The following is a 14,108-nucleotide window of genomic DNA, read 5'->3' as shown; positions in this document are numbered from 1 at the left end:
TGATTTTATTGTGTTTTAATTGTAATCTTTTTTTCTGATTGATTTCTCATCACCACAAGATCTAACACATCTGTTGTGTTTTCTACATTTATTTTGAAAAAATCTTGTACATTTTTAACTTTTTTTCCACCCGCTTGTAAAATTACATCTCCTTTTTTAATTCCATTTCCTTGAACTGCAGGACTCGGTTTCCAAATACGTAAAATAATAACTCCTTCTGGCGAATTTAATCCATAAGCAGATTGCTCTTGTTCTGAATCTACACTTTTAATATTGTTACGCAACCAAGCAACAACTGGGCTACCTACATTTTTTGACGAATCTTTAATTACAGGAACTTCTGGAGTTTTCGCTATTTTTTTTAAACTTTCTTTTTGAACTCCAAATTGATCCATAGGAAAATTTTTAAAGCCTATTTTTAAAGCTGGTGAGTTTTCTGCAACCGTAAAATCTAACTCAGACGGATTTTTAAACATGGGATCTCCGTAGATACTATGTAAATCTCTATCATAAATTTGAGATTTCATCATCGATTCTTCATTAGGAAATAAATTGTAATCTAACTCCTTTCCCCATCCTAATAAGCCAACATCTTGGTAGGTATCTGCTACAATATTGTGTTTAAAAACATCTTGACTATTCGCAAACCAAACATGCGGATGTAAAGAATTATTAACCATAATGTTATTTTCTGCAACACGATTAAATCCTTCGCGTAATTTTAATCCGCTATTCAATAATAAATTGTTGTAAATATGATAGTTAGAGGAACCATCGTCTAAATCAATATCCCAACCATGATCGCAACGAAAACGATTGTTTCTAATAACCGTTGTTTTTACAGCATCCCATGTATACATATCAGGAATTTCGGTAGTTAAACTATCCATTTTATGACGTTTTGGTAACCAAAAACGATCTCTTCCCCAAGAATTAAAAGAACCATGATCGCTGGTTTCTAGAACCGTATTAAAGACATCATTAAATTCTAAAATATGACCTCCCCAAGTTCCATCACCAATATTAATTCCGGCTCTTGGCACATCGTAAATACTGTTATGACGCACAGTAATATCCATGGCCATAGAAATTTGAACACCTGCAGTTTGTTTTTCTACACGACCAATTCTATAAATTAAATTGTCTGCTACCAAACACTCACGTGGATACAATTCGTTTTTAGGTCCTGCAATTGTATCTAACTTATCGGCATCTATAAATTGTCCGTAATTAAACGATGGAGATCGTACCGCAGAAGCATCACCTACAAAAGAAATGGCATTTGCACCTGCATCGTGAATATGATTACCAATTATATTTAAGCCTTTATTGTACTTACTTGCCATAATTACATTTCCTGCTAAGTTTGTAAATTCACTATTTTTGATTATGCAATTTTCTGTTCCTTCAAAAAACAAAGCAGCACCTCTATAAATAGTCCAATCACTGCGCAATAAAGGCTCAAATTCTTCCATAAAAGTACGTTGCGTATGCTGAAAAGAAATGTTAGAAATCGTAACATTTTTTACAGGGTTTTCTAAAGTACCAACCACTTCGATTAAATTTTTAAGAACAGATACCTCAACTTTAGCCTTTTTTAAGTTAATATTTGCTAAAGGCCAATAATACAATTTGTTATTTTCTTTGTCTAAAAACCACTCTCCAACACTGTCTAATTCTTCAAAAACATTTTCTACCATTCGGTATTCTTCATGTGGTTTAGAACCTCTATTATTTTGCTGACCTCCTTTTAAAATAGCGGTTCCGTCTTTATTAACTCCTGTTATTACATAATGAAAACCACCCCATTTCCCTCCATGTAAAGCATTAAAATAAGCCCCTTTAGGATTTTTCCATGTAGCAATTCTTTCTTTAGAAATAGCATTGGCAGCAAATCCTTGCCAATATTTAGCTTTTTCATCATAATTAGGATAACGCGCTAAAATTTGTGGTTGCTCATTAATGAATAATTGATCAAAATCAAATCCTTTTTGAACATCTGCTACAAAAACATTATCATTGAATTTCCTCCAATCTAAATTTAAGGGCACAGAACCTTTTAATCTAACATCCGTAGAATTTCCTGTAATCTTTAACCCATTCAATTCTGGAGTAATTTGTATGGCTTTTTTTAAATAATAATCACCAGAACTTATTTTTATTTCAATAGAAAGTTCTTTATTTTTTTGTTTTAATTCTGATGCTTTTTTTATTGCATCTTCTAAATTAGAAAAAGGCAATTCTTTACTTCCATCAGCTTTTTCTAAGACGTTTTTAGACACATAAATTTCTTTAACCTCAACTTTAGAAGTACAAGAAATACAGACCAAAAATATAAGTGTAATAATTAAAATAGAGCTTTTTTTCATATGTATTAAATGCTTTTAAAGTGTTGCTTTCCCTTTTAGATATCCAATCGATTGTAAAAATTTATCTGCTGCAATTGTTGTTCTTTTATAATATTCAAGACCTTCTTTTTTCCATTGATTAAAGAAACCATGTCCTTGTCCGTCATAAATAATAACATCACATCTACTATTAATTGCTTCCATTTTATCTTGATATAAATAGGCAGTAGATTCCGGAATTAAAACATCTTTACTCCCTAACATAAATAAAGTTGGCGGCGCTCCTTTTTTAATATTATGCATTGGAGAAATCTCTAAATATCGTGTACCTACCCGATCATAACCATAACCTTTTTCACTATTATCAATCACCGGATTATATAAAACCAACGCATTGGCTTTAGAACTGATCGTTAAATCCTCTTCTTTTTCTTCTAATCCAGAAAGCAATGCTGTTGCAGCTGCTAAATGCCCACCAGCAGAACCTCCTGAAGCTACAATTTTATTGGGGTTTATCGTATATTCTTTCGCATGTTCTCTTAAAAATCGAATCGCAGATTTAGCATCGTTTACTGCCTCAAAAGGTGTTGTTTTATGTTTGTTTTTAACTCTGTAATCAACCAAAACAGTTACCATTCCTCGTGATGCAAAATATTTTGCTTGTGGCTCAAATTGCGTAATTGTACCACCATTCCATCCGCCTCCAAAAAAGAAAACAATTGTAGGGTACTTTTTTTTCTTTTTAAAAGTAAATGGTTTATAAATATCCATTTTTAACGTGTCTGCATTTATAATTTTATAAATAACTCGTTGCGGAATCGTATCAAATGTATTTTTTGATACCTTTTTTTGTCCATTTACAATGGTTACTGTAAATAAAAACAGAAATGTTATGATTAAATATTTACTCATCTAATTTTATGACGCTTTTATTTTATTTCTAAATGATAACCCGCAGGATATTCTTTGGCTTTTCGCTTTTTAAGTTTTATAATTACAGGTTTATCTGCCGAATAATAATACTTCCCATTTTCAAATTTTAAGTTAGCAGAAACAGCTTCATCAACTGCTTCAATACTAAAATTGCCTTTTTTAAGTAATTTCCCTTTTCCTAAATACAAGTATTCTAATTCACCATTTTTTTCTGAGGTAATTCCTAAAATCCCTTGAAATTTTAATTGTTTTATCGGCTGATATTCTTCATCATCAATTGCATTTAAAATAATTTGAGTGCTATTTTTAGAAGAAACTTTAATACTCACAAAATTCTCCTCAGTTTGTATTTTTTCAATCGACTTAATATTCTTTTTTCCTGTTTCATACGATTCAAATACAGATACAAAAGGATGCTCTTTTCCATTAATTCCGTTTTGTCTAACAATTAATGTTGGTGTGGTTTCCGGACTTTTATTGACTTTCCCTGGTGTAATATCACTTCTTAAAGTGGTGGGTGGTGCATCAACTACATATACATTTCGATTCTTTTGACCCATCATCCACATATTTATATGTAATGCTGGTGAAACGTTATTAATTTGCCAAGTGGCATTAAAATTTTCTGTAAAGTCTATCTTTTTTTGATTTTTAAAGAAGCTATAATTTTTATCATATGTTGTTCCTAAATCGTTAACTGATTGTAATTCTAAGGGCACATTTGAAGTATTCTTAACCGTAACACGATTCCCTAAATTATGATGAATATAATCGTTGTCTTGTTGATCTGAACGAAATACATCCACATAATATCCTGTTGTTTCCGAAGTACGAATCATGGCAACCAATCGACGTTTTTCTTCTGCTGAAACATCTGAAAAAGACACCCTATCAGAAGTAACATTGCTATTATACAAACTTGTTTCTGTATTTACCGATGGATCCATAGCGTTGACAGTAATAGCACCAGAATTATAACCCGGCACAATAGTATTGGAGCCTGTTATTCCACGATGATAACCTGCATCAGGCGACCAATACGATTCGTAAGCCGAAGCATCGGGTGATAACACCCAACCTTTGCCATAAAACTGCATCGCTAATCCATTTTTTGCTAAATGTGATTGGTAACGACCACCGTATAATGTAAACATTAATCCATTTTCTTCATCGTTTCCATTTTTCATGATAATATGTCTGTGAAACGGTGAATATGCGGTTTGATTAAAAGGTAAATCACTTCCAGATTCTGGTAAAGGCTGATTGAAAACAATACCTGTCCAATCGGATGTGGTTCTATCATATTGCCCAGAGGCTATGTTTTTACGAATTACCGTTGCCATTTTTTTAGCCGTTTCGGTATCGCCTTCCCAAGTGGAATAAGTTAACAAAGATTCGAAAGCCGACATGTTTGCAGGCCCTCCACGCATATCACCAAAAACAACCAAATTACCTCTCGCATCTAACCAACCTAAATTGGCCAAGGATGCTTTGCTAATTATCGGATTGTCTCCCAACGTATTTACACCTGATTTATACAATTTAATTCCCATATCTAAAACAAAAGGAATCATACCTGATGCATAACCCGGAGATTCTGGCCATAAACCAGTTGTTTTGTTATAATTTGCCATAATTTCAGGTAATCCGGCATAATGATCTCCTGATTTTTCAGTGTAAAACGGAATGTAATATTCTCGTCCTTTACCATCTTCATAAAAACTATTGGATTCCAAAACAAGCATACTCCCTAAGATGTTTTTATAACGATTTACATTCCAATTTCCTTTTTTTCCACCTCTTACCAAACCAATTTCTATAAAACGTTTAAAAACCGTTCCTGCAACATCAACTGGCTTTTTATTCAAGGTTTTTAAATGGGCATGCGGATGTTTATTTAAATAATCATAAAGAAAATCGTAAGTAATTGCCATAGGTATTTGCCTGTCATCATGAATCACTTCATAATCGTAATACCCCAAAATACCTCCTGGTTTAAATCCTCCAGGACCTCCAGCCGATTCTTTAGGGTCTAAAGGTGGTTGCATGTAATACGTTCCTAACATCCATGTCCAAAAAATATCAGATGAAAATTTCGCATATTTTTCCTCCTGAGTCATATAAAAAGCAAAAGCAGCTTTTTCAGCTAGTTTTAATATTTCCATATTGTTTTGGCGCACCATATGTCCCGTCTCTTTATACGGAATAACAACAGGAGTTTTATCTGCGCTAGAACGACTAATTCCTAGCATATCACCAGTTTCATTGTATGGAAATCTTTCCTCTAGAGGAACGTTTACATAGTCATTCCATCTTCGCATTCCGGGTAAACGTACCGTTGGAAGCGGTGCATTCCCTTCTCCATAATCCCAATCTTGCTTTTTGATATAACATTGGGTATACCGTTCACCATCTTTCCAATACATGGCCAAACGAGACACGATCCATTCTGGATCTGTAACATGACGATTTACATGAGCATCAATTTCTGTTAACAGATTATTCCACGACGCTTTTGCCCAAGCTTCCGTTTCAATTTTCTCTAATAACTGTGTACGATCATTTTCCGCAGCATATAATCTCGGGTGCTTTTCAGAATTTTGAGCACGTGTAAAAAACGTTACTAAAAGCAACCCGATTATAAATATTCTTTGTTTTTTTAAACTCATTTTAGTCTTTACAATTATTAATGAAGCGGAACCGTTTCAATATCTGGATTATTCTTCGCTTCAAGGTATTTTTTTAATATCTCTTGATCTAATTGAGAGCTATCTCCATAATACTCGCGCATATCTTTAAGTTGTTGTTTTAATGTTACAACCACATCGGCATAAGCCGGATCGTTAATAACATTTTTCATTTCTTGAGGATCTTTTTTACGATCGTATAATTCCCATTCATCCACATCGTAATAAAAATGCGCTAATTTATAATCTTGAGTAATAATAGCGTAATGCCTCTTTACCATATGAATACCTGGGTATTCGTAATAATGGTAATACACGGCGTCTCTAGTCCATTCTTCGTCATTTCCTAATAATAATGGAATTAAACTTTCACCTTGCATATCAGAAGGCGCTTCAATATGTGCTGCTTCTAAAATAGTTTGTGCAAAATCTAAATTTTGAACCATTTCGGTATTAGTCGTTCCCGATGTAATTACGTTTGGCCATTTAATTAATAGCGGAGTTTTAAAAGATTCATCATACACAAAACGCTTATCGAACCAACCGTGTTCTCCTAAGTAAAACCCTTGATCGGAAGTGTAAATAATAATCGTGTTTTCATCTAAACCAGTATCCTCCAAATAATCTAATAAACGCCCCACATTTTCATCAACAGAAGCAATACATCCTAGATAATCCTGCATATAACGTTGGTAACGCCATTTCATTAATTCTGTATCATTCATAGTAGGATATTCTTTTTTAAACTCTTCCATCATAGGTCTATAAACCGAATCCCAAACTGCTCTTTGCTCAGCATTCATAGCACCAACTTCACGCTCAAAAGCTTCTAAATCCCATCCAGATTTATCTTCAATACCCAACTCTTTCATGATTTCTGGGTACATTTTAGAATCGCCAGCCCAATTCATGTGGGTTAATAAATTCATATCAGCAGTTTTAGCAGCTGTTCCTCGTCCTTCGTAATCATCAAATAAAGTTTCTGGCTCTACAAAAGTTTTCTTCGTGTATTCTTTAAAATGACGTGGAGCAGGCAACCACTCTCTGTGTGGGGCTTTTTGCATAGAAAACATCATAAATGGTTGTTCACTATTTTTATTTTCCTCTAACCATTCTAAGGTCATATCCATAATGATATCGGTAACATAACCTTCAACCGTAATTTGACCATCATTGGTGTTAAAAATAGGATTGTAATAGCGCCCTTGACCCGGTAAAATTTTGAATTCATCAACTCCTTTCGGATTGTTTCCGAAGTGTAATTTCCCAAACATAGCCGTTTTATAACCGGCTTGTTGCATAATCTGTGGAAACGTTACTTGAGACTCATCAAACGGAAATACGTTATCTACTTTTCCATGAATGTGCGTATGTTTACCTGTTAAAATAGTTGCTCTAGACGGTGCACAAATAGAATTAGACACACAGGCGTTGGTAAACTTAATTCCCTCATCTGCAATACGATCTATATTCGGAGTTTGAATTAAATGATCGCTATACGCACTAATAGTTTGATACGCATGATCATCAGACATCATAAAAATAATGTTTGGGCGTTTTGCTGGTAATTCTTTTACTTCAACTTTTTCTTTTTTAGAAACTTGACAAGAAACTGATGTTATCAGAATAAATAATATTACGAATGATTTTGTTAGTTTCATATTTTTGTTTGCTAATAATTAGTCTTTCTTATTTACTTTCTTCAGTTCTAACCCAAATATGACTACCATCTAATAATTCTTTATATTGAATTTCGAACTCTTTTTTAATTTGATTAAAAATTACGGGTTCTTTTGTCGATAAATCTTCCAATTCATTTTTATTTTCTTTCAAATTATACAATTGAAAATCGGTAAGCTTTGCGCTTTTTACAAACGCTTCATTACCATCATATAAATTATGAATATTCGGTAGTGTTTTTTCATCCACTTCTAATCGTCCCATAATTTTCCAATCTCCTGATCTCATGGCAACTCTTCTTTCATTTAAAGCATCGTAAAAAGCCCAAATTAAAGGTGTATTTCTATCAAAATTCCCTGTATTTAAAAGCGAATTAAAAGATTCTCCATCTAGTTTTCTACTCGGTAATTTTGCTCCTGATAATTCTGCAAAAGTTGGTAAGAAATCAAGTGCAGAAACTACTTTATCTGTTGTACCTGTATAGGTTTCTTTTCCTATCCATTTTATGATTCCTGGTACTCTAAAACCAGCTTCATTTGTCCATAACTTCATTCCTGTTAATTCTCCAGGAGAACCATAAGAATGTTTTGCTTTTGGGTGTCTATTTAAAGTTTCTGGTCCGTTATCCGAACTAAAAACAATTAAAGTATTCTCTCCATAATTCTTTTCTATATAAGAGATCAAACGACCTACTGCAATGTCCATATTTTCAACATTCGCAAAATATTCTGCTTGTTCTCTATTTTTTGATTTTGGTAAATATTTTTGAACTAAATCTTCTGGAGAAGCAATAGATTCATGGGGTTCATGAAAAGCAACTTCAAGAAAAAACGGTGCATTTGTTTCTTTTTTCTCTAACCATTCAATAGCTTCAGTCACTACAATCTGACTACTAAAGCCTTCCATGACACCTACCGCTTTTCCGTTACGAATAAAGTTTTTAGGGTTTTTATGACTTGGAGACGCATTATTATGTGTTGCCATCCAATGATCGAAACCAAAATCATTGGGTTGTGGTTGCTTGTCAGAATTAAAACGAGAACTACAATGCCATTTCCCTACCAAACAAGTTTCGTAACCTACAGATTTTAACATGGCAGGAATCGTTTCTTCATGAGCCTGAAGGTGTACTAAATCTCTATTGTCTTCGCTCTTTTTAGGTGAAGGTATAAAATCGTAAACGCCAGCTCTATTAGGACTTCTACCTGTTAACAATCCTACTCTAGAAGGCGAACAAACAGGTGCTGCCGAATAAAAATTGGTCAATTTAATTCCTGATGAAGCTAATTCATCTAAGTTATCCGTTTTTATAATAGAATGCCCAAAAGAACCTAAATCTCCATATCCTAAATCATCACATAAAAGCACTACAATATTTGGTTGTTTTGCAACTTTATTTTCTGTAAGTTTTTCACTTGATTTAGACGTTTCTTTGGATTTACAAGAAATACTAATTACAAGAATGATAAGTAGTACATATTTTAATTTACTCATAATTGTTTTATTAATTATTAAAAAAATCATCAAAAAATAATAGTTGATATTTAATTGAACTACTCCAATATTTATTGGTATGTCCGCCCGGTCTTTCTATATAATCATGCGGAATATTTCTTTCTAATAACTTGTTATGTAGTCTTACATTAGCATCATAAAAAAAATCATCTACACCACAATCAAAAAGAATTTTTAAACTCTTTTTATTCAACAGATATACTAAATTAATGACCGTATTTTTTTCCCAATTTTCTTTGTTATCGGCATAACTACCCAATCGTTTTGACAGATCCCAACCTAAAGGAAATGGTCTTATATCTACACCACCACTCATACTTGCTGCTGCTCCCCAAATATCTTGATGTTTAAACGCTAAATACAAAGCCCCATGACCTCCCATAGAATATCCAGAGATTGCTCTATTTTTTTTATTGATAATTGTGTTGTATGATTTATCTATTTCTAAAACTAATTCTTCTGAAATATAGGTTTCATATTGCATGGTTTTATCAACAGGACTATCAAAATACCAACTTGTTTTATTTCCATCCGGACAAACAATAATTACATTGTATAGGTCTGCATATTCTTTTAATGCCGGCGCTTTTTTTAACCAAGATTTATAGTTTCCGCCGGCTCCATGCAATAGATAAACAACCGAAAATGCTTTTCCTTTTTTTGAATAAGAATCCGGAGTAATCACCACATTTTTTATCGTCTTGTTCATCGATGTACTATACACCTGTAAAGTATCTACTTTAGAAGCATAAAGTTGAATTGAACAACAAAGAATAAGAATTAAGCTAACTATTTTTCGCATTACTAAAATTATTTTTTAATCATAATATCTTCTAATTCTTCCAAGGTTTTTCCTTTGGTTTCTGGCATCATAAAAGCTACAAATAGTAATTGTAAAACCATCATTACTGCAAAAACTAAGAACACCATTCCGCCTCCAATTGCTTTTAACATAAAAGGAAATAATGATGGAATAAGTGCTGCTAAAACCCAGTGTGTAGAACTACCAAAAGATTGTCCTGAAGCTCTTAAATGATTCGGGAAAATTTCTGAGACAAATACCCAAATTACGGTTCCTTGCCCCACAGCATGTGCGCCAATAAATAAGAATAAGAAAAATGGCACTGCCATACCTGTCCACTCTAAAAAGAATGCGGCAGATAAAAGACTTAGCGAAACAATATACGCTATAGACCCTATATACATCAATGTTTTTCTTCCTAATTTATCAATTAAAAACACACCTAATAATGTAAAAATAAGATTGGTAACACCTAAACCAATACTATTTAATAAGGCCGAACTTTCTCCCAAACCAGCTGCTTCAAAAATACGGGGTGCATAATACAAAACGGCATTAATACCAGAAAATTGATTGAAAAAAGCAATTAAAAAAACCAACATTAATGGAAATCTATATTTTTTAATAAAAATAGTTTCCAATTTATCATTTTTTTCACTGTGAGAATTAAACTCCTGCACTTGTGCTTCTACATTTGCATTTGCATCAATAAATTTTAAAATTTCTCTAGCTTCTGTTTCTTTTCCTTGTGACAACAACCATCTAGGACTCTTAGGTAATTTTAAAGCAAATAACATGTATAATATTGCCGGAATTGCCTCTACACCTAACATCCATCTCCAAGAGTTTTCGCCAATATCACTCAATAAATAATTTGATAAATATGCAATCATAATACCAAAAACAATATTAAATTGATACATAGCAACCAAACGACCTCTGTCTTTTGCAGGTGCAATTTCTGAGATGTAAGCGGGTGCTGCAATCGTTGAAGCTCCTACTCCAATTCCTCCAATAAAACGAGCAAGTGCAAACACATAAGGATCGTTTGCTAAAGCAGAACCTATAGCAGAAACAGCAAATAAAATACCAATAACTAATAAGGTGTTTTTTCTTCCGTATTTGTTGGTTGGTATTCCTCCAAAAATGGCTCCCAATACGGTTCCCCATAATGCCATGCCCATAACTACAGAGCCATGAAAAGAATCTGACGAACCCCACAAAGCTTGTAATTTTTGATCTGCTCCGGAGATAACAACTACATCAAATCCAAATAAAAACCCAGCCAAAGCTGCTGTTATAGACCATAATAATATTTTTTTGTTCATTTTATTGTATGTATTAATTTTTCAATTATTCTTTGTTGTTATTTTAAAGGAATAACCATATTCCATGTTTTTGTTCCGTTACTAAATCCTCCAGGACCGTTCATCGTGGCAAAAAATATGTGTGTTGGTTCTCCGTTTTCAACAAAAACAAAAGGACGTTCCAATTGTCCTTGTTTTATTGTTTTTCCGTTATTCCACTGTATCGTTTTCGTATATGCTTTTGGGTTTTTATCTATTACCCAATGAATTCCATCTTTAGAATGTGCCAAAACGCCATCTCCTTCTCCACCGGTTAATAAACCTCTTTGATCTTTTGCAATCATATGATAACCATTATGATCGCTCCATAAATGAGGATCTTCTACTTCTCCAAATCTTTCCATAGAAAACAATGGTTGATCACCTACAACGGTATACTTTCCATCATAAGAAGGTGCTGTAGCAACGCCAATACTCATATCACTATGTTTTATTCCATCTTCTTGATAACTTCTTCCTTTAAATAATAAAACTACCGACCCATCTTTTTTAATTAATGGAGATGGATTGGAAGTTAAAAAACTGTAATAAGAGTCTGGTTGTACTTCTAAAATTGGTACATCTTTTCGTTTCCAAGGTCCATACGGACTTTTAGAAGTTGCCATACCAACTCTTTTGCCCCATCTACCTGCAATACACCATTTACTAGATAGATCGAATTCATGTACATTTTCTTTTGTTACCTCTTCAAAAGGATGTGTAGATCCCATATAATATAAAATATAGGTGTCTTTATATTTTACAATTTTAGGATTATGAGTCGATTTTCCATCCCAATATTGTGCTCCTCTTTCTCCCAAAGCAATGTCTTTAAATTGATAAGGACCTTCTGGAGTTTTAGAAGTTGCATGTACAATTTCTGATTGAATCATCCAACCTGGATGAAATGGCAACATTTTGGGCCAACGAGATGCATACATGTGATATAAGCTGTCTTCTCCTTTTATTACAGAACTTCCCCAAACCCAATAGCCTTCCATTTCTAAACCACCACCTACAGGAGCAGCATCAAAATTGTTAATTGCATTTTGAGCGTTACAAATTGTAACACATCCAAAAACAAAAAGAAAAATAGATTTCATCATCAGCTTATATAGTGTGTTATTCTTTTATTCCTTCTGTTTTTTACAAATTATTTTAAAGCAGCTTCTTGCATTTTATTTAAACGGACTAATGCTTCCATAAAATAATAATCTGCATAAACAATTGGTACATCAATTTCTGAATTATTAGGGTAATGCCCTGTTGAATGCAACAATAAAGCTTGATTTGTATCTCCGCTTAAATATTTGTCTGTAGATAATTCTTTAATATAACTAACTGCAGCATTGTAATATTTTGCTTTTAATTTTTCATCTTTTACCAACGTTGATAATTCTAACATTCCGCAAGCAGCAACTCCTGCAGCAGATGCATCTTTTGGTGCATTTGGTATTTTTGGGTCATCAAAATCCCAATAAGGAATTTTATCTTCTGGTAAACGATTAATATAATGATCTGTTAATTTAATTGCCGTATCTAAAAATGCTTGCTCACCCGTTTCTCTATAGGCTATAGAAAAACCATAAATCCCCCAAGTTTGTCCTCTTGCCCACATCGATTCATCTGCATAGCCTTGGTGCGTGTATCCTCTTAAAAACTCTCCTGTATTTTCATCAAAAGACCCCACGTGATAAACCGCACTATCTTTACGTACAATATGTTTCATCGTAATTTCTGCATGACTTTTAGCAATGTCATATAAATCTTGACTTCCTCCATTTTTAGCCGCCCAAAAAAGCAACTCTAAATTCATCATATTATCTATAATTGTGTTGTGCTTAAATTTATGCATTTGACTAGGCCAAGACAAAATAGAACCCACTTTTGGATTGTATAAAGTAGCTAAGGTATCTGCCGCAGCTAATAAAACTTCTTTATACTCTTTATTGCCCGTTAGTCTGTAACCATTACCATAACTGCCATAAACCATAAAACCAATATCATGATTGTCTGCTTTGGTATAAGCAATTGTTTTAATAGGTAATGTAAATTTTGCTGCCTGGTCTTTTGTAGATTCATCTCCAGAATACTCGTAAGCAAACCACAAAGCACCCGGAAAAAAACCACTGCACCAGTCTTTAACATCTACAAAATTCCAGTTTTTATTGCCTTTATCTATATTTCTTGGAAAACTGTCTGCACTCACCAATGTTTTAGTAACCTGTTTTTCTTTTAAAACACTTACATCTAAAACGGCTTTTACGTTAAATGTATCTAACTTAGTAGTTACTTCCTTTTTTGGTGAATTGCATGACATAATAGTAACAAAGATTACTAAAAACATTAATGGCCTTGTGATCATCATCTATTTATATTTTAATGAGAAATTATTTTAACTAACTATTGATAAAAAAAAGTGAAGTTTTACAACTAAACTATTTCTAATACAATTATAATAACAATAGCATGTAGAAAACATAACTTATAATTCAAAGGCTATAAAATATCGTTCTTTTGTTCTTTTAAAGCCTTATATAAACGATAATTACACCTTTTACTAGACTTCTATAAACAAAAAACACATTAGCAGAAAACTCAATGATAACAAGAGTCTTGAGTATATTAATAAAATTTAAAAACTAAAAAACGATAACAACCAATCTATCCTTTTCAAAAAAATAATCATTAAACACTAACAAAAGATAAAAACTATCTTAAGCACTTTTTTTATTATAAAAAGCTATAATAAAAAAGTTTTTTTGTTCAAAATCATCAAAAAAAAACGGGAAATAGT

Annotated in this window: 9 protein-coding genes; all 9 read right to left on the bottom strand. The window is 32.9% G+C overall.

Annotated elements, in window-relative coordinates; all coding sequences use genetic code 11:
* Positions 1 to 5 precede the first annotated feature (5 nt).
* The 9 genes from ACJJVY_RS10335 to ACJJVY_RS10295 are packed head-to-tail and all read right to left on the bottom strand — an operon-like array spanning position 6 to position 13,679.
* Complete coding sequence (locus tag ACJJVY_RS10335; RefSeq protein ID WP_405607877.1) at positions 6 to 2,369, bottom strand: PDZ domain-containing protein; 2,364 nt, start codon at positions 2,367 to 2,369, stop codon at positions 6 to 8.
* A 15-nt stretch (positions 2,370 to 2,384) separates the two neighbouring features.
* A complete protein-coding gene (locus ACJJVY_RS10330) occupies positions 2,385 to 3,260 on the bottom strand; it encodes an alpha/beta hydrolase (protein WP_405607874.1) in 876 nt (291 codons plus the stop codon).
* Between the two features lie 17 nt (positions 3,261 to 3,277).
* Positions 3,278 to 5,950 (bottom strand): hypothetical protein, encoded by a 2,673-nt coding sequence (locus ACJJVY_RS10325; protein WP_405607871.1) that lies wholly within the window; start codon positions 5,948 to 5,950, stop codon positions 3,278 to 3,280.
* A 17-nt stretch (positions 5,951 to 5,967) separates the two neighbouring features.
* A complete protein-coding gene (locus ACJJVY_RS10320; RefSeq protein ID WP_405607868.1) occupies positions 5,968 to 7,629 on the bottom strand; it encodes a sulfatase in 1,662 nt (553 codons plus the stop codon).
* A 28-nt stretch (positions 7,630 to 7,657) separates the two neighbouring features.
* Complete coding sequence (locus ACJJVY_RS10315) at positions 7,658 to 9,142, bottom strand: sulfatase-like hydrolase/transferase (RefSeq protein ID WP_405607865.1); 1,485 nt, start codon at positions 9,140 to 9,142, stop codon at positions 7,658 to 7,660.
* Positions 9,143 to 9,152: 10 nt separating this feature from the next.
* Positions 9,153 to 9,965, bottom strand: coding sequence for an alpha/beta hydrolase (locus tag ACJJVY_RS10310; protein ID WP_405607862.1), 813 nt, complete (start codon positions 9,963 to 9,965; stop codon positions 9,153 to 9,155).
* 8 nt (positions 9,966 to 9,973) lie between these two features.
* On the bottom strand, positions 9,974 to 11,293 hold the full coding sequence (locus ACJJVY_RS10305) for a sugar porter family MFS transporter (protein ID WP_405607859.1): 1,320 nt from the start codon (positions 11,291 to 11,293) through the stop codon (positions 9,974 to 9,976).
* 38 nt (positions 11,294 to 11,331) lie between these two features.
* Positions 11,332 to 12,417, bottom strand: coding sequence for a glycoside hydrolase family protein (locus tag ACJJVY_RS10300; protein ID WP_405607856.1), 1,086 nt, complete (start codon positions 12,415 to 12,417; stop codon positions 11,332 to 11,334).
* 47 nt (positions 12,418 to 12,464) lie between these two features.
* A complete protein-coding gene (locus ACJJVY_RS10295) occupies positions 12,465 to 13,679 on the bottom strand; it encodes a glycoside hydrolase family 88 protein (protein WP_405607853.1) in 1,215 nt (404 codons plus the stop codon).
* Between the last annotated feature and the right edge of the window lie 429 nt (positions 13,680 to 14,108).

Origin of the sequence: Polaribacter sp. Asnod1-A03 (assembly GCF_045063585.1) — a bacterium.
In the GTDB taxonomy this organism is placed as follows: domain Bacteria; phylum Bacteroidota; class Bacteroidia; order Flavobacteriales; family Flavobacteriaceae; genus Polaribacter.
The sequence above is the reverse complement of the archived record's forward strand: the minus strand, read 5'-3'. Positions and strand labels throughout refer to the sequence as shown.